Raw genomic sequence first — 26,417 nt, 5'->3', positions numbered from 1 at the left:
ATGGCCAAGCATTCCCGTCGCCGTCCTCGCGCTTCCCCGGGAGGCGACGTGTATCAAAGTCCGCTGGTGGCGCGGAATGCGTCGGCGGAGATGGCAGCGCTGTTCTCCCCGCGCCGGCGCGTGGCCACCTGGCGGCGCATCTGGATCGCCCTGGCCCAGACGCAGCGGGAGTTGGGTCTGCCGATCAGCGCGGTGCAGATTCGCGCGCTAAAGGCCGCCGTCGAAAAGATCGATCTGGCGGCGGCCGCGCGCCACGAGGCGCGGCTGCGCCACGATGTCATGGCCCATCTGCATGCGTTCGCGGATGAAGCGCCCGCGGCGCGGGGGATCCTCCACCTCGGCGCGACCAGCATGGATATCGTGGACAACGCAGACCTTATTTTGCTCCGGGACGCCCTGCGCATCGTCCAGGGTTGGCTCGTCACGGTCGTCGAAGCGCTGGCCCGGCAAGCTGAGCGGCATCGCAATCTTCCGTGTCTGGGGTTCACCCATTTCCAACCGGCGCAGCTCACGACGATCGGCAAACGCATTTCGCTGTGGTGCTGGGACTTCGTCCGCGATCTGGAGGAGGTTGATCGCCTGCTGGCGGGTCTTCGCTTTCGCGGCCTGCGCGGGGCGACGGGCACGCAGGCGGGGTTTTTCAAGCTGCTGGGCAGCGCGGCCAAGGTCCGGCGAATGGAACAGCGCGTCGCCGCCAAACTCGGCTTTCGCGACTGTGAGCCGGTCACGGGGCAGACCTATTCGCGAAAGGTCGATGCGCAGGTCATCGCCGCGCTGGCCAACATTGCGGCGAGCGTCCACAAGTTTGGCAACGACATGCGGCTGCTCGCCCACCTGAAAGAGGTGGAAGAGCCCTTCGAGGCCGGGCAGGTCGGCAGCTCGGCGATGGCTTACAAGCGCAATCCGATGCTCTGCGAGCGGGCGACGGGGCTGGCGCGGTTCGTCATCAGCTTGGCGCAGTCCGGCTTTCAGAACGCCGCGGAGCAGTGGCTCGAACGGACGCTGGACGATTCGGCGAACAAGCGATTGCTCGTGCCGGAGTGTTTTCTGGCGACGGACGGGATGCTGCAGATCGTCGCCCACGTCGCGAACGGGCTGGTCGTTTACCCGCGGATGATTCGGTCGCACATCGAGGCCGAATTGCCCTTCATGGCCACAGAGGACATCCTCATGGCGGCGGTCGCCGCCGGGGGGAATCGGCAGGGATTGCACGAGCGAATCCGCGTACACTCGCGGGCGGCAGGCGAACAAGTGAAGCGCTACGGCAAGCCGAATGATCTGCTGGGGCGGCTGAAGCGCGATCCGGCGTTTTCCGGGGTGCGGATCGAGCGGATCATGGACCCCGCCGGATTCACCGGATTGGCGGCCGAGCAGGTGGACGAGTTTTTGAGCAAGACTGTCGGCCCGCTGCGCCGGCGGCATCGCGGCACGCCGCGGCGACGGCCGGAGATTTCGGTATGACGAAGGACGATCTGGCGAAACGGATTCGGGAAGTGGCCTATCTGGAGGGTGATTTTACGCTCCGCTCGGGCAAGAAATCGCGCTTTTACATCGACAAGTACCTCTTCGAAACGCAGCCGGACATCCTCGCGGAGTTGGGACAGCGACTGGCGGCGCGCGTGACAGGTCGGACCACGCTGGTGGCGGGGGCTGAACTGGGCGGCGTAGCGCTGGCCGCGGCGGCGGCCATGGCGGCCAGGTTGCCCTTTGTCATTGTGCGCAACGCGAAAAAGGACTACGGCACGAGCAAGATGTACGAGGGTCGCGTACAGGCGGGGGACGTCGTGCTTCTGGTGGAGGATATCGCCACGACCGGCGGTCAGGTCCTCGAGGCTGCCCAGGTGCTACGAACCGCAGGGGCGGAGGTGGAGAAGATCGTGGCCGTCGTGGACCGCGGCCAGGGCGCCGCGCAGAAAATCAAAGAAGCGGGGTTCGCATTTGAGGCGCTCTTGGATCAAGTCGATTTGCGACTTCCAACCGAGAGCGCATAAGAAAAGAGGCGACGGGTCGTGATGAACCCGCCGCCTCCTGGAGTTACGACTTAGCTATCAAATACCGGCCCGCCCGTATTCTTACGGGACGAGGCAGGCGTCTGAACGCGTTCCGAGGTCGCACTGCGACGCCGTCGGGGCCGCGTTACCGGGGTCGACCTTCGCATTGGAGGTGGACAAGTGCGTCGAGTAGCAGTTGTCACGCCCGCGAGAGGGGACGCCCTGCTCGAAATAGCCCGAGAGACCAACGTCCGGGCCCTTCTCGAAACTCACGTGAGAGTCCTGGAACAGGATGTTTTCGCCTTCGCGGTTGGTATGGTTGTTGCTATTGCCGCGGAAGGCGGAGGTCCGGTCGTTTTTGAGAATGATCGTCCCAACGTTGCCCTTGATGTAGGGATTGCCGTCCGCCATGACCGGGAAGGTCGGCTCGGAACTCGTGCCGATCTGCGGCCGATTGGGATCGTGCTGATACTGATAGGCGTAGCTCAGGTGCTTCATCGTCTCGAAGTCGTAGTAGGCGAGGGAATCCTGGGCGGGATCGGGCGAGTCCGTTGTGCTCGGGCAGATGAACTGCTTGGGCGTGGTGTTGTTCTGCCGCACCAGAGACCAGAGGTCCACGGTCGGCGAAGGAATGCCCGTCGTCGAGGGCTCGGTGGTGCGATCCTGGGGCCGGAACAGGATCATGGCTCCCTGCGGTGAGCCGGTCCATACGTCGGCGATTACCGGGAAGAGTCCCGGATCGTCCTGGGCGTAAATGTACATGGCCTGGCCGATGCCACGCAGGTTCGCGGAGCAGACCGTCCGCTTGGACAGCTCGCGGGCCCGCGACAGGCTGGGCAAAAGGATCGAGATCAATAGGGCGATGATGGCGATGACCACCAGCAGCTCGATCAGGGTGAAGGCTTGTAGTTTTTTCCGAATCCTTTGCATGGTTCAAAACTCCTCTGGGCAACGTCCTTGTGCCTGACCCGGATCTACGTCTGGCAGGCCGATGGGACTCAAAACAATGGGATAAGACCTCTTCGATAGCGTCGCGTGACGCCACGCGATCAACGCGACTGGGCCTCGCCAGAGCAACCGATCATCGCGTGCGGAGGAGTTGCCCGTCCCTTCGCACGATTACTTCAATTGCCTCAGGAAAATCCCGGCAACCCAATGCCGAGGGCCTCAGGCAACGAATAAGAGACAATTCTCGTTCGCGCGTTTATTCGCGCGGTTGGCGGCGAACGTCGGCTAGCAACAGGCGGCCTTGCCGTCCAAGCGAACCGAGATCACCCAAGTTGGGCCACCCCTATTGGGCAGCGTGTGGCAGGAGTACGAGGCACGATCTTGAAGATTGACTCGCGGGCACCAAGCCCCCGCGCGGGCACTAATGAGGGAAATCAGGAATGATAGCTACTAATCGTTTGCCAAGTCCCAGTCACACTGTCATTGGTGGAAACCGACCATCGGAACCCACCTTTTCCTATTATATCGTACACCAAGAACGCTTCCTGTCAACCCTTTTTGGGACTAAAACGAGAGTTTCGTCTCAAATCGTAATCAGGGTCGCTTGCACCCGCTCGGCGTCGGCGTGACCGATTCCCATGCGGGCCGCGGAGGCGAGGAACTTCGGGATGGCGGCGCCGGGAAGCAGGGGGTTCAAGCCGTGTAAGGCCCTGATTTCATTGAGGATACCGAAGCCGAGGGCATCGCAGGCGACGGGATCGCGACTCAGTAGGAGTTCTCCCGCCGCGTGGATATCGGCGGCGCCAGCTTCCGGCCCCCCGTTGTAAACGACCTTCATCGCATTGAGGACATTGAGCCGCAGCCGGCTCCGGAGGGGCTGAGAAGCGACGATTTCTGCGATCGCAGGGTCGCAGCCGGCCGCGTGGAAACGGGAGGGGTGGCGAATCAGGCCGTGCGAAAGATTTTTCAAGCAACCGGTCATGGTCGCCAGATGGTGGGTCTTGAGGAACGGGATGTTGATCACGGCGGTGGCTTGGTCGAGTGCGGCGATAAACGAATCCCGCCCGCTGACGCCGAAGTGGACTTCTTCACCCTGCCAACGAAGGTCCGCCGGCCGGGTTTGGCGAACGAGTCGAAGATCATCGCCGCCGACTTCCAGGACCATGATTTGTTCTGGGCGCCAACCGGCGGATTGGAGCGAGAGGACCAATTCCCGGGCCAGCGGCGGCGTGGTACCGAGGCGCTCGGCGGCGGATTGATTGAATTTCAACAGGATCGTGTCATCGGGCCGCAGAAGACGATGCCAGGCGTCAGCGACCACACCGGTGTCCGCGAGGGCGCAGAGTCCTTTGATAAGACTTTCCCGTAGGAGCGTGGGATTGACGCCGTGCGCGGAGACCAGCCGCTTCGATGTGACGCGAAGGACCCGTGAAGCGTCGCCGAGAGCCGTTTTTGAGGAAGCTTCGCCTCCGGATACAATCGCCTGCGCCAGAAGCCTCGTCGAGTCGGGAAGCGCCAATGCCGCGGCGGACGATGCCGCGAGGCGCAGGAAGTCGCGGCGCGATTTGTGCCGCGCCGGATGCGGCGGAGGTCGGCTTTGATCGGATGAGTGCACGCTGTCCGCCCTGGGGCCTCGATTGTTTATCGACGCCCCGTGCCGGTCGCGCTTACCAGGAAAGCGGTTTGTCGATGCCCGCCAGTGAGAGAAGCCGAGCTGAACGCCTCCGATCGTCGTATCAAGCGGCGGGTCAAGGTCAGGTTTTCACGTTCTGGGAATCACTCGACGAGCGTGAGCGATCGGAGCTGCTGGACGATTTGGAGGGCGTAAACACGGCGGAACTTTCCGCATTGTCCGCGATGGCCGCATCGACCGATCATCGCCACCCGACGGCGGAGATTGAGCCGGCCGAGGTCGTTTCATGGCAGGACGTCTCCAACGAAACGATCGAATTGGGGCGCCAGGCGTTGGCGAAGGGGAGCGTGGCGGCCCTGACGGTCGCGGGCGGACAGGGGACCCGGCTGGGCCTGGACGGCCCCAAGGGGGCGCTGCCGATTTCGCCCGTGCGGGGCAAGACGCTGTTTCAACTCTTCGCGGAGTTCATCGCGGCGACCGATCGTCGTTACGGCTGCGCGACCACGTGGTACGTCATGACGAGTCCGGCGAACGATGCGCAGACGCGCGCGTTCTTCGCGGCGAATCAATACTTTGGGCTGTCGTCGGAGCGGATCCGGTTCTTCAAGCAGGGCGTGATGCCAGCGTTCGACCCTGGCGGCAAAATCCTTCTGGACCAACCGCATCGCCTGGCGCTCTCGCCGGACGGTCACGGGGGGACGCTCCTGGCGCTGGCCCATGGCGGGATGCTGGCCGACATGGTGGCGCGGGGCGTCGAGCAGATCAGTTATTTCCAGGTCGACAACCCGCTCGTGGCCTGCCTCGATCCGGCCTTCATCGGGCTGCACGTTTCGGCCGGCGCGGAAATGTCGAGCAAGTCGGTGCCCAAGGCGGATGATCTGGAAAAGGTGGGCAACTTTGTCCGCGTGAATGGCAAGGCCGCCGTCATCGAGTATTCGGATCTCCCGCCGACGCTGGGCCATGCAAAAAACCCGGACGGAACTCGCCGTTTTAACGCGGCGAACATCGCGGTTCACCTTCTGTCCCGGCGATTTGTCGAGCGGCTGACGGAGAACCCGGCGTCGTTTGCCCTGCCGTGGCATCGCGCCGAGAAGAAAGTGCCTTACATGGATTTGTCGAGCGGTCGCCGGGTTCATCCCGAACGGCCCAATGCAATCAAGCTCGAATCCTTCATCTTCGACGCCTTGCCCCTGGCGAATCGGACCGTCACGCTGGAGACCTCGCGCGAGGAGGAGTTCAGCCCGGTGAAGAACCCGACCGGCGTCGATTCGATCGAGACGGCGCAGCGCGATATGTCGCGGCGGGCGGCGCGGTGGATGGCCTCGGCGGGGTACGCGATTCCCCGCCGGGCGGACGGCGAGCCCGACGGACGATTTGAAATCAGCCCGCTGGTGGCGTTGGATGCGACGCAATTGACGGAACAACCTCGGCCCGCGCGGTCGATATCCGCCGGCGAAAGTGTCTATCTTGGATAAACCCCACGTGCCCAGCGAACCGCCACCCACACCTCGTTCCGATGACGGGGAGACGAGCGCATCGAAGGCGCGGTCCATCGCCGGGCCCTGTGCGATGGCCTTCATTGCGGGCGGCAGCGTCATGATCCTGGAGCTGCTGGCATTTCGCCTGATCGCACGCCATCTGGGCAGCTCGAATTACACCGTGACGGCCATCATTGGCGTCGTTCTCGGCGGACTGGCGGCGGGAAACTTCCTGGGTGGCTATTTGGCGGATCGATTTCGGCTGGGAAGATTGCTTTCCCTGCTTTTCGTCCTTTCGTCGGCCGCCTGCTTTGCGGTGCCCGTGGTTAACCATCTGGTCGGCGAGTGGACGGCGCTGTTCTATTTGTCGTGGCCGAAGCGGATTGCGGCTCATGTCACCCTCACGTTTCTTGTACCTTCCGTCGTGCTGGGCACGATCGGGCCGGTCGTCGCCAAGATGGCCCTGCTGCGCAGCATCCATGTCGGTCGAACCGTCGGCAGCGTGTACGCCCTCGGCGCGTTGGGGAGCATCGTCGGCACGTTCGCCTGCGGTTTCCTGCTCATTCCCAATTTCGGAAACCACGCCGTCATTCAGTGTCTCGGCGGTCTGCTCGCGGGGATGGCGATCGTCAGCGGCACCCGTGAGTGGCTGCCGTACGGGTGGGGCGGCGCGGCCATTGTGCTGATGGCGATCGGGCTGGCGCCGTGGCCGTGGGCCCGGACCGTCGGTGCGGATTGGGGGATGCGCGAGTCGATCACGCCGCTCGTCCTCTTCGACGCCGACAGTGAATACGGCCATGTCCGCGTCGAGCAATCGCACGAAGTCCCCGGACTGCGGTTGATGATCCTGGACAAGCTCGACCACAGTTACGTCAATTTGCATCGCCCGGAAGATTTGCTCTACAGCTATGAACGCGTTTATTCCGCCATCACGGATCATGTCGCCGGATCGCGCGACGCCGTACGGGCACTGATCCTGGGCGGCGGGGGGTATACCCACCCGCGCCACATCCTCCGCCGTCGACCGCACAGCTTTGTGGAAGTGGCGGAAATCGACCCCGTCGTGACCGAGGCCGCCATGGTCGCCTTCGGCCTCACGCCCGATCCGCGGATGAAAATCGTTCACCTCGATGCGAGGCAGCACCTCGCGGATTTGCTTCGCAGGAAGCCGGTCCCGCGATTCGATTTCGTATTTCTCGATGCGGTCAATGACTTCAACGTCCCGTTCCACCTCACGACGCTCGAGTGTCAGCGCATGATCGATTCTCTGCTCACGCCGGACGGTGTGTTTCTCATGACGCTGATCGACGTGATGGAGGTCGGCGGGTTTCTGGGCTCCACCCTCAAGACTCTGCGCGAGACGTTTCCGTACTGCGAATGTTTTTGCGCGGGCGTGCGCGGCGGAGTCCTCAATCCGTCCGGTCGGTACACGTTCGTCATCGCGTCCTCGAAGAAAGACTGGCAACTGAACAGGCTGGCGCTGGCCGCCGATCTGGAGGCGCTGCGGCTGACCGATGAACAAAAGAACGACCTCATCGGCCGGCCCGAAGCGATCGTCCTGACGGATGATCACGCCCCGGTGGAGCACCTGCTGCTCGGAGTCGTGCAACGGATGGGCCAGGGCCGTGCCGTTCACGAGGCGGCGATGAAATACCACCAGCGCGGCAACGCGCTGGCGTCGCTGGGCCGCCCTGCCGAGGCCATCGAAGCGTATCAGAAGGCGCTGGAGTTGGAGCCCTCGCACTACGACGCGCACATGGGGATCGGACTGGCCGCCAAGGAGCTGCGCCGATTCGACGAAGCGATTGCGGCCTTTGAGACGGCCTCCCGGCTGCGGCCGGAAATGCCGAGCCCCGTCATCAACCTGGGCGGAATCCACATGCTGCGCCACGATTATGCTTCTGCCGTCGCGGCGTACGAACGGGCGGTCACGATCGATTCGAGCTATGCCCCGAGTCACAATGCGCTGGGCATGGCCCTCGCCAATCTCGGACGGCTCGACGACGCGCGGGCGGCGTTTCGCAAGGCGCTCGAACTTAATTCCTCGTATGAAGAGGCGCGGAGCAATCTCGCGCGGGTGGAGGCGGCGATGAAGGGCTCGCCCGCCAGCGCTCCGTCGTCTCCAATGCCGTAGCATCAGGATGGCGATGAGTTGTGGGCTGCGCGGGCCCGGTGGGCCGGGGAGAGCGAAAAGGGGAAGGGGGTTCCCGGCCCCGGGGCCGCCGCAGGTCGCATCGTCGGGTCGCCGTGGCGACCCGCCCGAGAAGTAGGCACGTTCCGGCCCGGTCAGCGATTCAGGCCGACGATTTCGCCGTTGCGGATGATGACGTCCAGACCGTTCCACGCCGCCGAGAGGCGAACGAACGCCCCACTCCAACAGAGCAGCGCGACGCAGCAGGCGGCGGCGACTTCGATCGCGCCCACCAGGTACATCGCCGAATCCCGGTTTGCCCGGATGCGATTCCAACTTGTTCTGGCAAGGGTCATGGCACAGTCCTCCCGAATCGCCGGCATCCCCTGATGCCGGGGCGTTCATGCGGTAGTTCGCAGGAGGGGCCAGGTTTCTGTCACGGGAAATCGACCTTTTTTCGGGGGGCCGCGGGGTTTGAGGAGATTGGAAGTCTTCATATAATCGCGCGGGGTCGGAATCGAATCCCGGTCAGGGCTTTTGTCAGCGTGGAGGCGTATCGTGGCATCACTTGTCGTGATTGACGGACCGGAAAAGGGGAAGTCGTTTGCGCTGGGTCAATCGAACCTGGTGATGATCGGCCGCGATCACAGTTGCACTTTTCAGATCATGGATCCGCGGCTTTCTCGCCTGCACCTCCAAATCAAACTGTTGGACACCGGCAGCCGTCACGCGGCGATCGACTTTCAAAGCTCCAACGGCGTTTTTGTGAATGACAGCCGAATCGCGGCCGAAACGCCGCTGTCCGCCGGCGACATCATTCGAATCGGCGATACAGTGATGGTCTATTCCGGCGAGAACGATCCGAAGGCGGTGTCGATCGAAGAGCATTTGCGCCGGTTGCGCCAGGGCGCCATGACCACGCAACTCGGCAGTTAACGTCGATCGAAAGCGGCGGATTTCTGCGTTCGGATTCCCGTTGATGTGAGTTCCACGATGCGCACCTGCTCCACCTGTTCGCGGCAGATTCCCGAGGACAGCCAAGTATGTCCGTACTGCAGCGCCGCGGTGGACACCGATCATGGCACTCTGACGAGCCAAAAAAAGGCGGTGGGCTCGCTTGCGGGAGCGCCGACGGTTCGCGCGACCGAATCCGTCGACTCCGATCTCATCCCCCACGGCCAATTCCTGCCGGGCACAAGGCTCGTCGAGCGGTACCGCGTGGTCAGCATGCTTGGCAAGGGGGGAATGGGTGAAGTGTATCGAGCCGACGACCTGGAACTCGGCCAGTCGGTGGCGTTGAAGTTTCTGCCGCCGGAGTTCGCCAGCGATCCGCGCAGGTTGGAGCATTTTCGCAGAGAGGTCCGCATCGCCCGGCAGATCGCCCATCCCAATGTCTGCCGCGTTTATGACATCGCCCAGGTCGAGGGGCGTTATTTTCTGTCGATGGAGTACGTCGATGGCGAGGATCTGGCGGCGGTGTTGCGGCGCATGGGGCGGCCGTCGAAAGAAAAGGCGGTCGAGATTGCGCGGCAATTGTGCGCAGGGTTGGCGGCCGCGCATGCGAACGACGTGCTGCACCGTGACCTCAAGCCCGCCAACGTGATGATCGACGGCCGCGGCCGCGTGCGGATCACCGACTTCGGGCTCGCCGGCTTGGCCGACACTTTTCATTCGGGCGAGATTCGCGCCGGGACGCCGGCCTATATGGCTCCCGAGCAACTGAGCGGCAAGGACGTCTCGGTCCGCAGCGATCTCTATGCCCTGGGACTGGTGCTCTTTGAGGTGTTCACGGGTCGGCGTTTGTATGACAGCAATTCCATCGCGGAGTTGCAGATGATGCACGACAGTGGATCGCGGGCCACGCCCTCCAGCTTCGTCGGCGATATCGACCCGGCGGTCGAGCGAGTCATCGAGCAGTGTTTGGAGAAGGACCCTCACCGCCGCCCGCCCTCGGCGATGGCCGTCGCGGCGGCGCTGCCTGGCGGCGATCCGCTCGCCGCAGCGCTGGCCGCGGGAGAAACGCCGTCGCCGGAACTGGTGGCTGCAGCGGGATCATCCGAGGGAATGCACCCCGTCGCCGCGATTGCCTGCTTCCTGCTGATTGTCGGCGGTACGTTGGCGATGGTACCGCTTAACAAGTCCAATTCAACCGTTCGAATTGTGCCATTGCCCAAACCGCCGCCGGTGCTGGCCGATCGCGCGGCGGAAATTCTCACAAGGCTCGGACATCGCGGAGTGGTGGCCGATACATCGCACGGTTTCGGCTCATCGTTGGACTACTTCGATCATGTCCGAAAATCAGACAAGTCCACGACGCGATGGGACCAGTTGGCCAACGTCCGGCCGTCGCCTGTTTACTTCTGGTATCGTCAGAGTCCTCGCGCACTCGCTCCCGCGTCGTCCGAGGACTGGGTCAGCGAAAGCGACCCTCCCTTACAAACTTCAGGGATGGCGTCGGTGCGGACCGATCCGTTGGGGCGATTGACTCAACTCCAGGTGGTGCCACCGGAGCGCGAGAAAGAACCCCCGACGACGGCTCCCGCGGCGTCGGTGGATTGGTCCCTGCTATTCTCGGAGGCCCAGATTGAGCAGGAGAAATTCTCTCGCGTCGCCCCTCGCTGGTCGCCGGAGGTCTATTGCGACGAGAGCGCCGCCTGGGAAGGTCATTTCGCGAATCAGTCCGACGTTCCCATTCGACTTGAGGCCGGGGCCTACCGGGGGAAGCCGACCTATTTCAGGATAATCGGACCGTGGACGAAACCTTCCCGCATGGATGAAGAGGAGCTCCCACCCGGACAATACGTGGGCCAATTCGTTTCCTTCGGCATTCTCGCGTTGCTGCTTCTGGGCGGTGTCTTTATGGCCCAGCGTAATCTGAGACTCCGCCGCGCGGATCGGGCCGGCGCCAATCGCCTGGCGATCGCCTTCTTTTGTTTGCTGTCGATGAGTTGGCTGCTGCTCTGCGACCACGTGCCTGAATTTATGTTCGAGTTCCAGCGCCTTCGATTCCAAATCGGCCTGGCCCTCCTGACCGCGGCCATCGTGTGGCTTTGGTACGTCGGCCTGGAACCCTATGTCCGTCGCCGATGGCCTCACGTGCTGGTTTCCTGGAGCCGTTTGCTCGGCGGCCGGCTCCGTGATCCCTTGGTGGGGCGCGATATCCTGGTGGGAGGCCTATTCGCCGTTGGACTCTCAGCCCTTGGCGTGCTTGAGAGTCACGCCCTTGGGTGGTTCGTCAAGGCGACGGCGGCCCCGTTCTTCTGGCAATGGACCACACTCCGCGGGCCGCGATTTCAGATTGGACAAGTTCTCGAGTCAACTTTCTCCGTATTCTTCGCCATGCTGGTTCTCTTCCTCTTTCTTGGCGTGTGGATGCTACTGAGAAAACAGGGGCTGGCGCTACTTTTCCTGATCGGCCTGTTCGCCATCACCGAAGTCTTATATGCACCAGCCGATTCGTCGCGCGTCACGACCATTGCATCCGTTGTCGGGGCGTGCATGTGGTTCCTGATCCAGTTGATCGTGCTGCTGCGGTTCGGCCTGCTCGCGTCGGTGTTTGCCTGGTTTTTCATGAGGAATTGCGTTTGGCCCGCCGCGGTCGGACTCAGCGGTTGGCAGTCCGGAGGCTCGTGGCTCGCGCTGATTTTCGTCACGGCCATCGCGGGTTACGGCTGTGTCGTCGCCATGGGGGGCCGGCCGTTGTTCAGAGATGAACTCGCTGAGACATGAGGAGTCGCCGACGAGAGGCGGATCGTCGCTGGACTTACCCTATCCCACCACTTATAGTGCCTGCGGTTGGTACGACGGATCGAGTTTCTGATCTGGGGTAAAGGGCCTCACCTCCAGTGGAATGCTCATCCGCCTAACCCGCCTTTTGGTCCACTGGAGCGGACCCTTTCTTCTTTGACCCCGGAAAGCAAAAGAAGGGGTTGATCAGGCCCATGTTGGGAATGGAGGCCCAAGGCTGACCCTTCCCTTCCACACGATTCCTATTCTCCATGCAAAGCTCTTCAGCGTTCCTCGATCTGCGACTGCCTCCAGCGTCCGAGCCCGAACTGGCCACACTGCCCGGCATCTCTGCGGGCACCTGGATCGCCAATCTTCTCGCCATCATCCTGCCGTTTCTCGCCGTCATTGCGGCCATCGTGCTCCTGTGGGGGCCGGGGTTCAGTTGGCTGCAGCTCGGCCTGCTGGTAGGGATGTACTCGGCCACGGCCATCGGCGTTACGGTCGGATTTCATCGCCTGCTCACCCATCGCGCCTTCGAGACGATCGCGCCGATCAAGGGCTTTTTCGCGATTCTCGGATCGATGGCGGTACAGGGACCGGTGCTTGACTGGGTGGCTATTCATCGGCGGCACCATCAGCACAGCGACCGACCGGACGATCCGCATTCGCCGCACCAGCACGGCGAGGGATTCTGGGGGCTGATTCGCGGGATATGGCACTCGCACGTCGGCTGGCTGTTTGATGCACATCCGGCAAACCTGGTGCGTTACATCGGCGACTTTCGCGAAGATCGGCTGATCCAATTCGTGAACCGGTCGTTCGTTCTCTGGGTAGCGATGGGGCTGTTGCTCCCGGCGATCATCGGCGGGCTGGTGACGATGACGTGGATGGGGGCGCTGCTTGGGCTCATCTGGGGCGGTCTGGTGCGCGTTTTTCTCGTGCATCATGTGACATGGAGCATCAACTCGGCGTGTCATATCTGGGGCAGCCGGCCGTTTCGGTGCGGGGATCACAGTCGCAACAATTTCATCTTCGGCGTACTCGCCTGGGGCGAGGGGTGGCACAATAACCACCATGCATTTCCCACGTCCGCGCGGCATGGCCTGCGGTGGTGGGAGTTCGATGCGAGCTACCTGGTTATTCGACTCCTCAAGCTGTTTGGTCTGGCGTGGGAGGTACGCCAACCGTCGCGTGAGACGATTGCGCAAAAACTGGCGGCGCAGAATGCGGGCTAGCTTTCGCGCTCAATCGGTCGGGAGACCGGCGCGATTTCACATCTTCGAGCAATTCGAGACCGCCGTCGCGCGTGGCGTGGGATGCAGCAAGGCAAGATGACCAGACAACTGGGAGATTGACAATCTTCCTGGTCGTAATTTCCCTCGGAACGATTCCTACCCTTCCCTCGCGCGCTTGGCTCGAAAAACGGCGTTTCCAGCCAAATCCGCGGGGTTTCAAATAGAGAAACCTTTTGTTACTGGACTTTCCCTATCCCCCCACTTACATTGCCTCTGGTTGGTTCGACGACCGAGTTTTTCGCCGGCGACTTGCTCTTCGTTTTCACGTCCCTGCTTCTGCTCTCTCGCCCATCCCACCTTGTGGTCCAGAACCATGGACTCTTTCTATCTTGACCCGGAAAGCAAAAAAACGGGTCGATCGGCCCACGAAGTAAAGGAATTTTCTTATGGGCAAGAAGTTGTATGTCGGGAATCTGGGTTTTGGCGTGAGTGACTCGGACCTCCAGCAGTTGTTTTCACCTCATGGCAGCATCGTGAGTGCACAGGTGATCATGGATCGCGACTCCGGGCAGAGCAAAGGATTTGGATTCGTCGAAATGGGCTCCGACGCGGAGGCTCAGGCCGCCATCACCGCCCTGGATACGACGCAGCATGGCGGACGGGCGCTCAAGGTCAACGAAGCCAAGCCGCGGGAAAGTCGTCCGGGCGGCGCCCGCTAGGTATCGGGAGAGAAACTCACTGAACGGAACATGGAAAGGGAAGGCCGATGGGTCGTCCCTTTCCATCATTTTTTGCCTTTGAGGAAGAAATGCAAAACCTTGCATCGACCCTGAGCCTTCCGCCGTCCGCCGCGCTTGACATTGACGAATCGCCGCTGCACACCCTCCCGTGGAGCACCTGGCTCATTAACCTGCTGGCGATTGTCATACCGTTTCTTGCCCTCATTGCCGCGATCGTGCTTTCGTGGGGGTACGGCTTCAGTTGGATCCAATTGGGGCTTTTCTTCGGCATGAGCGTTACCACCGGTCTCGGAATCACCATTGGTTTTCACCGCTTTTTTACCCATCGCGCGTTCGAAACAACGCGTACCGTCAAATGCCTCCTGGCGATCGCGGGCTCGATGGCGGTTCAGGGCCCGGTGTTGGAATGGGTGGCGACGCACCGGCGGCACCATCAGCACAGCGATCATGAGGAAGACCCCCATTCCCCCCATCAGCACGGCGGAGGATTCTGGGGGCTCCTAAGCGGAATCTGGCACTCGCACGTCGGCTGGCTTTTCGAGCCCAACCCGCCCGATCTGATGCGCTATGTCGGCGACTTTCGCAACGATCGACCGATCCAGTTCATCAATCGGCACTTTACTTTCTGGGTGACGATCGGTCTGTTGTTGCCGGCGCTGCTCGGCGGTGTCCTGACGATGTCGTGGATGGGCGCGCTGCTCGGCTTTATCTGGGGTGGGCTGGTGCGGGTGTTTCTCGTGCACCATATCACCTGGAGCATCAACTCGGCGTGTCATATTTGGGGCAGTCGGCCCTTTCGCAGCGGGGACCAGAGCCGGAACAACGTGATCTTCGGATTGCTCGGCTGGGGCGAGGGTTGGCATAACAACCATCATGCATTTCCCACGTCCGCGCGGCATGGGCTGCGGTGGTGGGAGATCGATGCCAGCTACCTGGTCATCCGGGTCCTGAAGCTGCTGGGTCTGGCGTGGGAGGTACGTCTGCCTTCGCGCGAGTCGATTGCGCAGAAGCTGGCGATGCAACAGTAGTTCGTCCCCGACCGATACGGTGGAAAAACTGCGTGGGGGCCATCACGGCGGAAACTGGAAGTCGACGATCTCCATTTCAACGGAGCGGCGGTTGTTCCATTCGTTGACGATCGGGCGGAATGCGGCGCGGCAGCGGCGGTGGTCGAGGAGATTGCCGCGGAGCGGGGCTTGACCGAAGGCGATGCCTTTGCACTGGCGGCGGCCCTGGGCGAGCGTGACTTGCAGGTGAGTCCCACTTGAACCAACCACGCGCGGTTCGCCGACGACTTCGAGCCAGTCCGTAGCCAGTCGCGCCGGGGGGTTGCCCGCGCCGCAGGGTTCGAGGCGGTCCAGGTCGGCGACGAGCGATTCGTCGAGATGGTCCAGACTCACGAGATCATCGAGGCGGAGTTGGGGCCGCAGGTCGGCGGGGGTGAGCAGTTGGGCGGCGCGGGCCTGAAACGCCTCGCGAAAGGCGTCGATGCAGGACGCGTCGATGCGCAGACCCGCGGCCATCGCGTGGCCACCGCAGGTGAGCAGGTGATCACGGCATTCGTTCAGCGCGGCGGTCAGGGGGAAGTTGCGAATGCTGCGGGCGGAGCCCTGGCCGACGCCGTTTTCGACGGCGATGAGGACGGCGGGGCGACCGTAGGTCTCGACGATCCTGCTGGCGACGATCCCGATGATGCCCGCGTGCCAGCCGGGCGCGGCGAGGACGATGGCGCGGACGGCGTCGTCGTTCTGTCGCTGGTCGAGGACCATCTGCTTGGCCTGGGCGACGATTTCGCGTTCGACGGATTGGCGCTTGCGGTTCTGCTCGTCGAGGTTGCGGGCGATCGTCGCGGCCTCGTCGGCGCCCGCGCGGGTGAGCAGCTCGACGGCGAGGCGGGCGTGGCCCATGCGGCCGATGGCGTTCAGGCGCGGCGCGAGTTTGAAACCGATGTCGAACCCGCCGAGCTTCTTGCCGAGAAGCCCCGAGGTCTTCAGGAGGGCCTGCACGCCGAGGATGCGGCTTTGCGGCAGACCGAGGAGACCGTGGTGTGCGATGATGCGATTCTCGCCGATGAGCGGGACAATGTCGGCGACGGTGCCGAGCGCGGCGAGACCGATGGCGTCGACGAGAAAGTCGCGGAATTCAGGTGGGACTTTTGTGGAGCCGCAGTAGCGTTGGGCGATGGCCCAGGCGAGTTTGAGGGCGACGCCGGCGCCGCTGAGGTGGGGGTTGGAATAGGGCGGGTCGCCGTCTTGCGCGAGATCGGGGTGGACGAGCAGGGCGTCGGGCAATTGTGGTCGGCCGTCCGCGCCGATTTTCGGCTGATGGTGATCCGTGATGATGAGTTCGACGCCGCGCTGGCGGGCGAGGGCGGCGGGTTCGATGGCGGTCACGCCGCAGTCGATGGAGACGATCAGTTGCGCGCCTTCGTTGGCGAGCTTGTCCAACGCGGAGGGGCTGAGACCGTAGCCCTCTTCCATGCGGTCGGGGATATAGAAGGCGGGATCGGCCCCGGCGAGGCGGAGGCAGTGCCAGAGGATGGCGACGCCAGTCACGCCGTCGACGTCGTAGTCGCCGTAGAGGACGATTTTCCAGCCGGAACGGATGGCCTCAACGATGCGGTCGGCGGCGCGGAGGGTGGCGGGAAAGGTCTCCGGGGGCGGCAGGTCGGCGATGGCGGGTTTGAGGAATTGGCGGGCAGCCGCGACTTCGCTGACGCCGCGGATGCAGAGTATCTGGGCGGCGATGGGGGAGATACGGAGCGCGGTGGCAAGGGCGTCACGTCCTTGTGCCGGCGGGGCGATGACCCAATCCTTGGGCATAACTGGGGTCCTTGCGGGGCGTTGCGTTCCGAAGCGCGACAGAGCATGGTACGCTGGAGGAGCGTGGGGATACAAGGTTCGGCGCCATGACCAGGATCAAGATATGCGGGATCACGCGGGCACAGGACGCGGTCGCCTGCGCCGAGGCTGGGGCAGACGCGATCGGGCTCGTCTTTGCCAAGTCGCCGCGGCAGGTGACGCTTCGGAAGGCGAAGTGGATCGCCGCGGAAGTGCCGCCCTTTGTGTCGATTGTGGGCGTGTTTGCCAATGCCAATGTGCCGACGATTTTCAATGCTGTACTTGAGGTGGGGCTAAGCGAGGTTCAGCTCCACGGCGAGGAGTCGCTGTCGCTCGCCACGGCGCTGGGCGGATTGCGCGTCGTGAAGGCTCTCCGGGTCCGTAACAAGACTTTTATCGACGACATGCAGAAGTTTGCGAAGGCGGGCGTGAGCGGCGTTTTGTTGGACGCGTTTTCGCCGACCGCGCGCGGCGGCAGCGGGCGGCGTTTCGACTGGGACCTTGTGGCGGGGGCGCGCGAAGCCGGGGCCCTCGATGGCGCGCCGCCGATCATCCTCGCCGGCGGGTTGACGCCGCAGAATGTGCGGTCCGCCGTCCGCCGGCTGCGTCCCTGGGGCGTGGACGTCTCGACCGGCGTGGAGACGAGTCCCGGGGTGAAGTCGGCGGAGAAAATCTCGCGATTTGTTGCGGCGGTACGCTCGGCATCCGATGGCGCAAAGTAGGGGCTTGTCGCCGCGAAAGCTGATACTTAGACTTGCGGGCATGATGAAGAGACAATCGTATCGGTGGTTCCTGTTCGGTGCAGCGGCGCTCGCGACGGCGGGATGTTCGACCGGAAAAGAGCAACGCGGTCAGGTTGCCGAGGATTTCCGGTTGGTCAGCCTTAACGGCACGATCGTGAGCCTGTCGGAACATCGCGGGAACGTCGTGCTGCTGGGTTTCTGGGCGGTCGGGTGAGGGCCCTGCCGTGCGGAGGCTCCGCACCTCAAGGCGCTGCATGAGAAGTACGCTGATCGTGGGTTGCGGATCGTCGCCGTGAATGCATGGGACGAGCCGAAGGATCGCGTGGCGAAATTCGTGGCCGACCAAAAACTGCCGTACACGATCCTGATGAATGGCGGCTCGCTCTACAAAAAGAGTTACGGCGGCGGCGGAATTCCCAAGACTTATCTGCTTAATCGCGAGGGAAAGATCTCCTCGTCGCATCTCGGCTGGGGGCCGGGCGATGAGGAAAAACTGGCGGCGGAGATAGAGGCATTGCTGAAGTCCTGAGCGCATAGCCGATGCGCTCTGGCAGCCCTTCGGATGTCCTTCCTCGCGTGAGTCCGCGTTTCTCCTATAATTCTGCGGTAGTTTGACCACGCTGCGTTTGTGGCTGCGTGGAGGAAAGCGCCTTGGAGACGGCAACTCTTACGATTAGCGTCAATGGCGAGCGTCAGGGGCTAACGGTGCCCGCCAGCGTGGCCGCGCTCGTTGAATTACGCGGGCCGCGGCCGCCGTTTGCCGTGGAGGTGAACAAGCGGCTGGTGCGGCGCGGGGATTATGCGGCGACGGAGCTGCATGAGGGGGATGTCGTGGAAATCGTGACCCTGGTAGGGGGAGGATAGAGCGAGCGATGGATCCGAAACCTTTGAAGATCGGCCAGCAGAGTTTTCGCTCGCGGTTGTTCGTGGGCACCGGCAAGTACGCGACGTATGAACTGATGCGCGAATGTCTGGAGGCGAGCCGGTGCGAAGTCGTGACGGTCGCGGTGCGGCGCGAGCGACTGTACGACGCCCAGCAGCGAAGCCTGCTCGAATTCATCGATACGACGCGGTACACGATCCTGCCGAATACGGCGGGGTGTTTTACGGCGGACGATGCGGTGCGGGTGGCGCGGCTGGGGCGGGAGATTCTGGAACAGTTGAACAACGCCGGCGCGGCTTGGGTCAAGCTGGAGGTCTTGCACGACAAGAAGACGCTCCTGCCCGATCCTCTCGCGACGCTGGAGGCGACACGTGAGCTGATCAAGGACGGGTTTTCGGTGCTCGTTTATACGAGCGACGACGTGGCGGCGGCCTGCCGGTTGAAGGAGGCGGGGGCGGCGAGCGTCATGCCCGCAGGCAGCCCGATTGGCAGCGGGCAGGGCGTGCTCAACCCCAACAATATTCGCATCATTCTGGAGATGCTCAAGGAGGGTGATCCCGATTATCCCGTCATCGTCGATGCGGGAGTGGGTACGGCGAGCGACGTGACGATCGCGATGGAAGTCGGTGCGGACGGTGTGCTGCTCAATACCGGCATCGCCGGCGCGAAGGACCCGGTGGCGATGGCGCGGGCGATGGCGCATGCGCTCGACGCGGGGTATTTGGCTTTTCGGGCGGGGCGGATTCCGAAAAAACTGTACGCGACGGCGAGTTCGCCAATTGACGGTTCGATTGTCTATTGATGAATGAGCGATTCGACGACGGGTCGTGCGGGCGGTAATCTTTGACAAATGGACCGGCGCCGCCGCAATCGCATCTGCACTTGGATCATTATCCTCGGGCTAAGTAACTTCATCGTCTATGCGGTCGTCTATGCGCTGATCGGCGGGGATGCACCCAACGGGTACATCAAGGAGGTCGGGGGGCAGCTCGTCTATTACATCCGCGGGCACTTCGTGCATCGCATGATCGGATACGAGCAGGACGTACCGCGCTGGGTGTGGATTTATAGCTATTTGCACTCGATATCGATTTGGCCGTCGATCGCCGCGGTGCTCCTGGCCATGCTGATGATGGCCCGGCCGCATATCATGGCCACTTACCAGGGGGGCGTCATGAGCGGTCAAACGCTCGTAACGGTCATGGCGACGGTCATCGTCATCGTGACGTCGCTGATCATGACGTCGTTCATTTGGAACTTCGTGCAACTGATTTGAGAGTGCAGACGGCCCATGGCTTTGGTGAAGGAACAGCCCGCTGAACAACTCATTGCGCGGGCGATTCGCAATTACGAGAGCCGACCGCAGCAGGCGGAGATGGCCCGGGCGGTGGGGGAGGCGTTTGAGAACAATCGGCACCTTGTCGTCGAGGCAGGGACGGGTGTCGGGAAGAGTTTCGCGTACCTGGTCCCGGCGATTCAGCGGATCCTCGCGCGGCGGCAGAAGATCGTCATCTCGACATTCACGATTGCCTTGCAGGAGCAACTTATCGAGAAGGACATTCCGGCACTGGCGCGGGTGTTCGACGGGAAGTTCAAGGCGGTGCTGGTGAAGGGACGGCACAATTACCTGGGGTTGCGGCGGCTCATGCAGGCCAGCCGGCGGCAGCAGGCGGTGTTTTCGGGGTCGATGGAGCTGGAGCAGCTTCGCCATATAGAGGACTGGGCGTATGAGACGGGCGACGGATCGCTTTCGGACCTGGACTTTCAACCGTTGCCGCAGCTCTGGCAGCGGGTTCGGAGCGAGAGCAACAACTGCATGGGGAACAAATGCGATTTTTACGAGAAGTGTTTCTATCAGCGGTCACGGCGGGAGGTGGAGGGGGCGGATCTGTTGGTCGTCAACCATGCCCTCTTCTTCGCCGACCTGGCCCTGCGCCGGGCGGAGGTCACCTTCCTGCCCGATTACGACTACGTCATCTTCGACGAAGCCCACAATATTGAGTCCGTGGCGACGGATCATTTCGGGATGGCCGTCTCCAGTCGCCAGGTCCAGCACCTGCTCAACAGCATCTTTAATCCGCGGACGGGGCGCGGGTTTTTGGGCATGATGGATGACGAGCGTACGAATCAGATGGTGACCGACGCGCATCGCAAGGCGGACGCGCTGTTTGATTCGCTGAGTGATTTCGCTGCGGCGCAGCGCGGGTCCGTGCGGGTGGCGCGGGCCGACATCGTGCCGAACGTCCTTTCGAAACCTCTGACGGAGCTCGGCGAGCGACTGCGGGAAATGAAGGGAAAGTTCGATCGGGCCGACGATCAATTCGAATTGGGGAGCCTCGCGGATCGATGCATGGAGACGGCCGGCGCGATCGACGCCTTGCTGACGCAGCGATACCCCGATTATGTGCACTGGCTGGAATCGTCCGAGGAGGCGGATGAAACGCAGCCGGCGGGGCGATTTCGACGCGGGGCCGCTCGAACGCGATCAACGACGTTGCAGGCTGCCCCGCTATCGGTCGATACGATCCTGCGCGACAACCTCTTTGAGAAGACCAAGTCGATTGTGCTGACCAGCGCGACGCTTTCGACCGGGGGCGGGCAGGGGTTCGAGTACATCCGCAAGCGGCTGGGCGTGGCTGAGGCGGATGAACTGCTGCTGGATTCGCCTTTCAATTACAGCGAACAGGCGACGCTGCATATCGAGACGAGCCTGCCGGAGCCGAGCGATCCGGCGTTTCTGGAGGCGGCGAGCAAGAAGATCGAGTCGTACCTGACGCAATCCGAGGGCCGGGCGTTCGTGCTGTTCACCAGCTATTCGGCGATGAACCAGGCCGCCGAGCGGATGGGCGACTTTTTCTCCGAGAGCGGCCTGACGCTGTTTGTGCAGGGGCGCGGGCTGCCGCGCGGGCGGATGATCGAGCGGTTCAAGAAAACGGCCGGCGCGGTCATCTTCGGGACCGATTCGTTCTGGCAGGGCGTTGATGTGCCGGGCGACGCACTGCAAATGGTCATCATCACGAAGCTGCCCTTCACCGTGCCGGATCGACCGCTTTTGGCGGCGCGGTGCGATGCGATCCGCGCGGCGGGGGGAGAGCCGTTCAACCAACTGCAAGTGCCGGAGGCGGTGCTGAAGCTGAAACAGGGATTTGGGCGGTTGATACGATCGAAGACGGATCGGGGGACGGTGGTTATCCTCGATAAGCGGGTAAAGACGAAGGGGTATGGCCGGAAATTTCTGGAAGCGCTGCCGAAGTGCACGGTGGAAGTCCATTGAACTGCGGATTGGGCCGAGAGGAGAATTCCTTTGCGATCAACGTATTTACTTATGGCGCCTCTGTTCGCCTTCATTTGCCCTCTGTCGGCCGCTGACCAGGCGGCGGACCTCCACAAGCTGTTCGATGACTATTGGCAGTTTCGGTTGAAACGCGATCCCGAGCGGGCGACGTATCTGGGGGATCATCGCTACGACGATCGGGTGTATAATTTCAGCGAATTGGCGCGATTGGGCGAATTGGAAATCTATCGCAGGTTCAAGCGCCGGCTCGATGCCATCAACCCTGAACAACTCACCGGTGATGACGCGATCAGCGCGAAGCTCTTCAATCGGACGCTCGTTGAGACGATCGAGCTGGGCGAATACCCCGAGCACCTGATGCCGATCAAGCAGCAGGAGAGCCCACAGATCGCGTGGGGGATGATCCAGACGAACCATCCCTTCAGGACGCCGAGGGATTGCGAGAACTATGCGCTGCGCTTGCGCGGTTTCTCGAAACAGGTGGACGATCTGATTGCGGTCATGGACGAGGGGATCAGGAAAGGCATCGTCCGGCCGAAGATCACCATCGAGCAGGCGCTGCCGCAGTTCGACAATCTGCTGACGGACGATCCGGCCCAATCGGTGCTGGCCGAGCCCGCGAAGAAGCTTACGCCGGAGGCCTGGGACGATACGTCAAGAAACATCATCGTCGAAGCGACGGCCAACGCGATGAAATCGGTCCGCCGGTTGCGGGATTATCTAAAGACGACGTACCTGCCCAAGTGCCGCGACACGGTTGGGTACAGCCATCTGCCGGGCGGGAAGGAGTGGTATCGACGGTTGGCGCGGCATCATACGACGACGGCTCTTTCGCCGGAGACGATTCACCAGATTGGGCTCGACGAACTGGCGCGGATTCACGCCGAAATGCGCAAGATCGCGGCCGAGGTGGGGTTCAAGGGTGATCTCAAGGCGTTCATTTACAAAATGCGGACCGATCCTGCGCAGCACAACAAGACACCCGAGGAGATCATGCGCCGCCATGCGGAAATCCTGAAGCGGAGCGACGCCAATTTGCCGAAGATGTTCGGTGTGCTTCCCAGGACGCCTTGCGAACTCAAGGAGATGGAGCCGTTTCGCGCGGCCGCCGCGCCCGAGGCGTATTACTACAACGCCCCGGACGATGGATCGCGACCGGCGTACTTCTATGTGAACACGTACCTGCCCGAGACGCGGCCGATCTACACGATGGAGGCGTTGGCTTATCACGAAGCCCAGCCGGGCCATCACCTGCAGATCGCCATCGCGCAGGAGAAAAAGGGCTGGCCGGCGTTTCGGCGGTTTGAGCACATCACGGCCTTCATTGAAGGCTGGGCGCTTTACTCTGAGCGACTCGGCTACGACCTCGGCGGCTACAAGGATCCCTATTCCCGGTACGGGCAGCTTACGTTTGATACGTGGCGCTCCAGCCGGCTCGTCGTTGATACCGGCATGCATTATTTCGGCTGGTCGCGGCAGAAAGCGATCGACTTCATGAAGGACAACACGGGCCTTTCTGAGCAGAACATCATCTCGGAAGTGGATCGCTACATCGCCTGGCCGGGACAGGCGCTGGGGTACAAGATCGGCCAACTAGAGATTCTTAAACTGCGGGCGGAGGCGGAGGTGGCGTTGGGGGAACGCTTTGACATCCGATCGTTCCATGATTGCCTGTTGGAGGATGGCTCGGTCCCGCTGGACATGCTTCGGGAAAAGGTCGAAAAATGGATCGCGGTTCAAAAGGCGTATGATCGCCGATGACGCGATCTTGATTCCCATACCCTGCCTCGTAGAATAGAGCGACACGCGCCGGCCGCATTGAAACCTGCCGAATTAAGGGGAATGTCATGCGTAACCACGGGCAGACCGCCCACCTCACCAACCCCATCGACTGCCATCAAGTCGGTCAGGACGTCACCACCGAAGAGCCCGCATCGCACGACCCGAAGAAGTCCAAGGGGCCGGCGATCAACCGTCTATTCAAGGCGTGCACGAAGATGGGGGCGAGCGATGTCCACATGAAGGCCGGGCTGCCGCCGAGCTTTCGCCTCAAGGGCGACATCCGCCGGTCGCAGGAACCGCCGCTCTCCAACGAGGAGATTGAGCGGATGGTCTTCGAGGTGCTGACGGAGACGCAGCAGAAATTTTTCCTGGAGAATGGGGCGCTGGATTTCGCGCATCAGTGCCCGGGACTCGATCGCTTCCGCGTAAACGTCTTTCGCCAGCGGGGCATGACCTCGGTCGCCGCGCGCCGCGTCGTCAAGGACATCCGCAGCTTTGAAGAGCTGTACGTCCCGCCGGTCCTGAAGGAAATCTCCAAATACCATCAGGGGCTGGTCCTGCTGGCGGGCATCACGGGCTCCGGCAAGTCCACCACGATCGCCGCGATGATCAACTACATTAACCACTCGCGGGCTTGTCACATTGTCACCATCGAGGACCCGATCGAGTACATCTTCGAGGACGACAAGGCATTCATTAACCAGCGCGAGATCGGCATCGATGTGAAAAACTTCCATGATGCCTTGAAATATCTCATGCGCGAGGACCCGGACGTCGTGCTCGTCGGGGAGATGCGCGATCGGGAAACATTTGAGGCCGCCGTTCACGCCGCCGAGACGGGCCACTTATGCCTGGGCACCATCCACGCCTCGAGCGCGGCGCAGACGGTCACGCGCATACTCGATCTGTTCCCCGAGGAAGAGCGGGCGCAGGTGCGGCAGGCCATGGTTTTCAACCTCAAGGCGGTAATTTGCCAGAAGCTGTTGCCCAGCATCAAGCCCGAGCGGCCGCGCGTTCCCTGTTGCGAAATCATGATCACGAACGCGATCATCCGGAAGCTGCTGGCCGAAGGCCGGGACTTTGAGATCACCTCCATCCTCAAGTCCTCGACGGAAGAGGGAATGCAGGACTTTACGGAAGCGATCTACCGGCTCCTTCAGGAGGAATACATTGATATCAAGGTGGCGATGGAGGTCGCCCCGAACCCCGATGAATTGAAAATGCGGATGAAGGGGATTCGTTCCAAGTCGGCGGGGATTTTGGCGTAGTGCGGTTTGTTATTGTGCGCCGGGCAGGACGGCCCAGTTGACCTTGCGCGCGAGATTCTGCACGTACGAGGGCCCGGTCGCCTCGCCGTACCATTGCCATTCGCGAATCCGTGCTGCGCCCACGACGTATTCGGCGTGACCGTCGACGAATCCGACGACGGCCGCAGGGCGGAATCGATCGTGCCAGCCGGGTCGGATGCCGGTCCAATAGCCGTCATAGGTTATCCCAAACGCAACGTGGTCACCGACGAGGACCTTCAGGGATGGTTGATTGACCTGGCTCAGGTTGATATCCGTATTGCGATATTTCCAATCGGAGTATTTTCCCTGACACATGATGGGGTTCAGCGGGTAGCTCGTACCGAGTGCGAGAAACACCGAGTCCGTCGTTCCCGTTTGCCCCATTGCGCCGGTATCGCTGGGGCACTCGGCGATCTTCGCCACGCTCGACGATGATTCCGTCAGTTCGAGCCCCAGTTCCCGGTTCACGGGCCGGTTCCAGATATTGCCCAGGGCATTCGGCAGACGGCCGTTCCAACCGAAGTACTGATGACCGTTTTCATAGACGCAGGTTCCGTCCGCGCAATCCGCATTGACCGGGACAATATCGTCGTTGGCGCCGGTGTAGCGAAGGGTCGCGTTGTCGATTTCGCGCAGGTTGGCCTGGCACTTGGTCGTTCGAGCGCGTTGGCGCGCGCCGGAAAGCGAGGGCAAAAGTATGGCAATCAGGACCGAGATAATCGAGATGACCGTGAGCAACTCGATGAGGGTAAAGGCGGGGCGGCGAATGGTTCTGAAGTGGCTCATGGCTTGCCTCCCGATCCGGCCTTGGGTGGGGGGTTCGTCTCTGCTTTGGCTGACGATGCCTTCGAGGTCGGCTGGGTGGTTGGAGGCGTTCGCTTCGTCGTCTCCGGTGTGAAGCGCATGGGTCCGAGGCAGAGTTGTCCGCATTGCGGGCATTTGGGAGGGCCGTTGTTCCACCCCGCTCGAATCGCCGAACCATCCGCGGGACAGTAAAACGTTGTCTGATTCGGCATATCCTCGGACACGCCGGGCCAGAGCAGGAAGCGGGCCATGTAAAGTCCCGCAAATAGGATCACAATAATGCACGCCGTCACGCGTAACGTCCTCAACTTCGGTCGGTCCGCGACCGCCGCATCGTCATAAACGACCGGCGCCGTGGTCGGCTCGTCCGCTTCTTCAAACTCCTCTTCAACAACAACGCCGCGGTCCACCGTCCGGCTCAGGGCCAGAACGGCGGGATGGGCCATCAGGCGCGCCGCCCACGGCCCGATTTTCAGGACGTCCCCATCGTGCAGGACGCCCGACAGAATCCTGGCTTGATTCACCCATGTGCCTTTGGCCTTGTCCCGGGCGGTGTGGCGAACCGCCAACCCGCCGCCTTTCTTGTACGTCAATTCCGCCTGCCGGTCGTCGGCGATGTCCTTTGACAGGACGATCCACGAGCCGTTGGCGCTGCCGATCTTCAGCGGAACCTCCATCGGAATAGGAACCGCCAGCGTTACGGAGCCGTTGTCGCCGCCCACGACGAGCCAATGAATGGGGTCGCCGTTGGAAAACGAGAGCAACGCGCCGCATGCCTTACATCTTAACTGTCGCTTGACGGCGTCCGGCGCAACGGCCTCTTGGTGGCCGCAGGAACAAGAAAACTTGGTCAGCATCTCACACGATCCATGAGCGCCGAGGCAGGCCAGTGCGAA

At 62.2% G+C, this 26,417-nt stretch carries 23 protein-coding genes and 1 pseudogene; 18 read left to right on the top strand and 6 right to left on the bottom strand.

The annotated features are described in order from the left end of the window. Together purB and pyrE are read left to right on the top strand one after the other, a co-directional pair. Nucleotides 1–1,461: an adenylosuccinate lyase gene (gene purB, locus VJZ71_07165; GenBank protein HKQ47830.1), complete on the top strand. Its 1,461-nt coding sequence runs from the start codon at nt 1–3 to the stop codon at nt 1,459–1,461. Further along, entirely contained in the window at nt 1,458–1,991 is a 534-nt protein-coding gene (gene pyrE / locus VJZ71_07160) for an orotate phosphoribosyltransferase (protein ID HKQ47829.1), read from the top strand. Before purB ends, pyrE begins: the two co-directional genes overlap by 4 nt. A gap of 81 nt (nt 1,992–2,072) precedes the next feature. On the opposite strand, the gene VJZ71_07155 is transcribed toward pyrE, so the two are convergent. After that, nucleotides 2,073–2,921, bottom strand: a complete 849-nt coding sequence (locus VJZ71_07155) for a prepilin-type N-terminal cleavage/methylation domain-containing protein (GenBank protein ID HKQ47828.1) — start codon at nt 2,919–2,921, stop codon at nt 2,073–2,075. 601 nt (nt 2,922–3,522) lie between these two features. Continuing rightward, nucleotides 3,523–4,554 carry a DUF362 domain-containing protein gene (locus VJZ71_07150; protein HKQ47827.1) on the bottom strand — a complete coding sequence of 344 codons (1,032 nt, stop codon included), beginning with the start codon at nt 4,552–4,554 and terminating at the stop codon, nt 3,523–3,525. Between the two features lie 74 nt (nt 4,555–4,628). Between VJZ71_07150 and VJZ71_07145 the strand changes: the two genes are divergently transcribed. Further along, nucleotides 4,629–6,047 (top strand): UDPGP type 1 family protein, encoded by a 1,419-nt coding sequence (locus VJZ71_07145; GenBank protein HKQ47826.1) that lies wholly within the window; start codon nt 4,629–4,631, stop codon nt 6,045–6,047. Nucleotides 6,048–6,054: 7 nt separating this feature from the next. Next, complete coding sequence (locus tag VJZ71_07140; protein HKQ47825.1) at nt 6,055–8,184, top strand: fused MFS/spermidine synthase; 2,130 nt, start codon at nt 6,055–6,057, stop codon at nt 8,182–8,184. Between the two features lie 152 nt (nt 8,185–8,336). Here the strand turns inward: VJZ71_07140 and VJZ71_07135 are convergent, their stop codons facing one another. After that, nucleotides 8,337–8,537, bottom strand: a complete 201-nt coding sequence (locus tag VJZ71_07135; protein ID HKQ47824.1) for a hypothetical protein — start codon at nt 8,535–8,537, stop codon at nt 8,337–8,339. Nucleotides 8,538–8,739: 202 nt separating this feature from the next. Here VJZ71_07135 and VJZ71_07130 point away from each other — a divergent pair, with 202 nt between their 5' ends. From VJZ71_07130 to VJZ71_07110, 5 genes are all read left to right on the top strand, one after another. After that, nucleotides 8,740–9,117, top strand: a complete 378-nt coding sequence (locus tag VJZ71_07130) for an FHA domain-containing protein (GenBank protein HKQ47823.1) — start codon at nt 8,740–8,742, stop codon at nt 9,115–9,117. A 45-nt stretch (nt 9,118–9,162) separates the two neighbouring features. Next, nucleotides 9,163–11,910 (top strand): protein kinase, encoded by a 2,748-nt coding sequence (locus tag VJZ71_07125; GenBank protein ID HKQ47822.1) that lies wholly within the window; start codon nt 9,163–9,165, stop codon nt 11,908–11,910. Nucleotides 11,911–12,179: 269 nt separating this feature from the next. Next, nucleotides 12,180–13,145, top strand: a complete 966-nt coding sequence (locus VJZ71_07120) for a fatty acid desaturase (protein ID HKQ47821.1) — start codon at nt 12,180–12,182, stop codon at nt 13,143–13,145. 446 nt (nt 13,146–13,591) lie between these two features. Beyond that, complete coding sequence (locus tag VJZ71_07115; GenBank protein ID HKQ47820.1) at nt 13,592–13,864, top strand: RNA-binding protein; 273 nt, start codon at nt 13,592–13,594, stop codon at nt 13,862–13,864. An 89-nt stretch (nt 13,865–13,953) separates the two neighbouring features. Next, complete coding sequence (locus VJZ71_07110; protein ID HKQ47819.1) at nt 13,954–14,913, top strand: acyl-CoA desaturase; 960 nt, start codon at nt 13,954–13,956, stop codon at nt 14,911–14,913. 42 nt (nt 14,914–14,955) lie between these two features. Here the strand turns inward: VJZ71_07110 and recJ are convergent, their stop codons facing one another. Continuing rightward, nucleotides 14,956–16,707, bottom strand: a complete 1,752-nt coding sequence (recJ, locus tag VJZ71_07105; GenBank protein HKQ47818.1) for a single-stranded-DNA-specific exonuclease RecJ — start codon at nt 16,705–16,707, stop codon at nt 14,956–14,958. A gap of 86 nt (nt 16,708–16,793) precedes the next feature. On the opposite strand from recJ, the gene VJZ71_07100 reads away from it, so the two are divergent. From VJZ71_07100 to VJZ71_07060, 9 genes and pseudogenes are all read left to right on the top strand, one after another. Beyond that, nucleotides 16,794–17,447: a phosphoribosylanthranilate isomerase gene (locus VJZ71_07100; GenBank protein ID HKQ47817.1), complete on the top strand. Its 654-nt coding sequence runs from the start codon at nt 16,794–16,796 to the stop codon at nt 17,445–17,447. A 40-nt stretch (nt 17,448–17,487) separates the two neighbouring features. Next, on the top strand, nt 17,488–17,682 hold the full coding sequence (locus VJZ71_07095; GenBank protein HKQ47816.1) for a hypothetical protein: 195 nt from the start codon (nt 17,488–17,490) through the stop codon (nt 17,680–17,682). Between the two features lie 12 nt (nt 17,683–17,694). Next, nucleotides 17,695–17,997: pseudogene (locus tag VJZ71_07090) on the top strand (TlpA disulfide reductase family protein). A 122-nt stretch (nt 17,998–18,119) separates the two neighbouring features. Continuing rightward, complete coding sequence (gene thiS, locus VJZ71_07085; GenBank protein ID HKQ47815.1) at nt 18,120–18,332, top strand: sulfur carrier protein ThiS; 213 nt, start codon at nt 18,120–18,122, stop codon at nt 18,330–18,332. An 8-nt stretch (nt 18,333–18,340) separates the two neighbouring features. Then, nucleotides 18,341–19,153, top strand: a complete 813-nt coding sequence (locus VJZ71_07080) for a thiazole synthase (protein ID HKQ47814.1) — start codon at nt 18,341–18,343, stop codon at nt 19,151–19,153. Between the two features lie 48 nt (nt 19,154–19,201). Continuing rightward, entirely contained in the window at nt 19,202–19,627 is a 426-nt protein-coding gene (locus VJZ71_07075) for a hypothetical protein (protein ID HKQ47813.1), read from the top strand. A gap of 15 nt (nt 19,628–19,642) precedes the next feature. Continuing rightward, entirely contained in the window at nt 19,643–21,625 is a 1,983-nt protein-coding gene (locus tag VJZ71_07070) for a helicase C-terminal domain-containing protein (protein HKQ47812.1), read from the top strand. A 51-nt stretch (nt 21,626–21,676) separates the two neighbouring features. Continuing rightward, a complete protein-coding gene (locus VJZ71_07065) occupies nt 21,677–23,407 on the top strand; it encodes a DUF885 domain-containing protein (GenBank protein ID HKQ47811.1) in 1,731 nt (576 codons plus the stop codon). Between the two features lie 86 nt (nt 23,408–23,493). Next, entirely contained in the window at nt 23,494–24,696 is a 1,203-nt protein-coding gene (locus tag VJZ71_07060; GenBank protein HKQ47810.1) for a PilT/PilU family type 4a pilus ATPase, read from the top strand. Nucleotides 24,697–24,705: 9 nt separating this feature from the next. Here VJZ71_07060 and VJZ71_07055 read toward each other — a convergent pair whose 3' ends face one another. Together VJZ71_07055 and VJZ71_07050 are read right to left on the bottom strand one after the other, a co-directional pair. Further along, nucleotides 24,706–25,503, bottom strand: a complete 798-nt coding sequence (locus VJZ71_07055; GenBank protein HKQ47809.1) for a type II secretion system protein — start codon at nt 25,501–25,503, stop codon at nt 24,706–24,708. Further along, on the bottom strand, nt 25,500–26,378 hold the full coding sequence (locus VJZ71_07050) for an FHA domain-containing protein (protein HKQ47808.1): 879 nt from the start codon (nt 26,376–26,378) through the stop codon (nt 25,500–25,502). The genes VJZ71_07055 and VJZ71_07050 overlap by 4 nt, the downstream gene beginning before the upstream one ends. Nucleotides 26,379–26,417 lie beyond the last annotated feature (39 nt).

The sequence above is a fragment of the Phycisphaerae bacterium genome (assembly GCA_035275405.1).
GTDB lineage: Bacteria > Planctomycetota > Phycisphaerae > UBA1845 > UTPLA1 > DATEMU01.
Note: the sequence above shows the minus strand (reverse complement) of the source record. Positions and strands in the feature narration are given on the sequence as shown.

Excerpts from the sequence above, each read along its gene's own strand:
- purB (HKQ47830.1), top strand. The coding sequence starts at position 1 with ATGGCCAAGCATTCCCGTCGCCGTCCTCGCGCTTCCCCGGGAGGCGAC.
- pyrE (HKQ47829.1), top strand. The coding sequence starts at position 1,458 with ATGACGAAGGACGATCTGGCGAAACGGATTCGGGAAGTGGCCTATCTG.
- VJZ71_07155 (HKQ47828.1), bottom strand. The coding sequence starts at position 2,921 with ATGCAAAGGATTCGGAAAAAACTACAAGCCTTCACCCTGATCGAGCTG.
- VJZ71_07145 (HKQ47826.1), top strand. The coding sequence starts at position 4,629 with ATGCCCGCCAGTGAGAGAAGCCGAGCTGAACGCCTCCGATCGTCGTAT.
- VJZ71_07135 (HKQ47824.1), bottom strand. The coding sequence starts at position 8,537 with ATGACCCTTGCCAGAACAAGTTGGAATCGCATCCGGGCAAACCGGGAT.
- VJZ71_07120 (HKQ47821.1), top strand. The coding sequence starts at position 12,180 with ATGCAAAGCTCTTCAGCGTTCCTCGATCTGCGACTGCCTCCAGCGTCC.
- VJZ71_07115 (HKQ47820.1), top strand. The coding sequence starts at position 13,592 with ATGGGCAAGAAGTTGTATGTCGGGAATCTGGGTTTTGGCGTGAGTGAC.
- VJZ71_07110 (HKQ47819.1), top strand. The coding sequence starts at position 13,954 with ATGCAAAACCTTGCATCGACCCTGAGCCTTCCGCCGTCCGCCGCGCTT.
- recJ (HKQ47818.1), bottom strand. The coding sequence starts at position 16,707 with ATGCCCAAGGATTGGGTCATCGCCCCGCCGGCACAAGGACGTGACGCC.
- VJZ71_07100 (HKQ47817.1), top strand. The coding sequence starts at position 16,794 with ATGACCAGGATCAAGATATGCGGGATCACGCGGGCACAGGACGCGGTC.
- VJZ71_07095 (HKQ47816.1), top strand. The coding sequence starts at position 17,488 with ATGATGAAGAGACAATCGTATCGGTGGTTCCTGTTCGGTGCAGCGGCG.
- VJZ71_07080 (HKQ47814.1), top strand. The coding sequence starts at position 18,341 with ATGGATCCGAAACCTTTGAAGATCGGCCAGCAGAGTTTTCGCTCGCGG.
- VJZ71_07075 (HKQ47813.1), top strand. The coding sequence starts at position 19,202 with ATGGACCGGCGCCGCCGCAATCGCATCTGCACTTGGATCATTATCCTC.
- VJZ71_07070 (HKQ47812.1), top strand. The coding sequence starts at position 19,643 with ATGGCTTTGGTGAAGGAACAGCCCGCTGAACAACTCATTGCGCGGGCG.
- VJZ71_07065 (HKQ47811.1), top strand. The coding sequence starts at position 21,677 with ATGGCGCCTCTGTTCGCCTTCATTTGCCCTCTGTCGGCCGCTGACCAG.
- VJZ71_07060 (HKQ47810.1), top strand. The coding sequence starts at position 23,494 with ATGCGTAACCACGGGCAGACCGCCCACCTCACCAACCCCATCGACTGC.
- VJZ71_07055 (HKQ47809.1), bottom strand. The coding sequence starts at position 25,503 with ATGAGCCACTTCAGAACCATTCGCCGCCCCGCCTTTACCCTCATCGAG.
- VJZ71_07050 (HKQ47808.1), bottom strand. The coding sequence starts at position 26,378 with ATGCTGACCAAGTTTTCTTGTTCCTGCGGCCACCAAGAGGCCGTTGCG.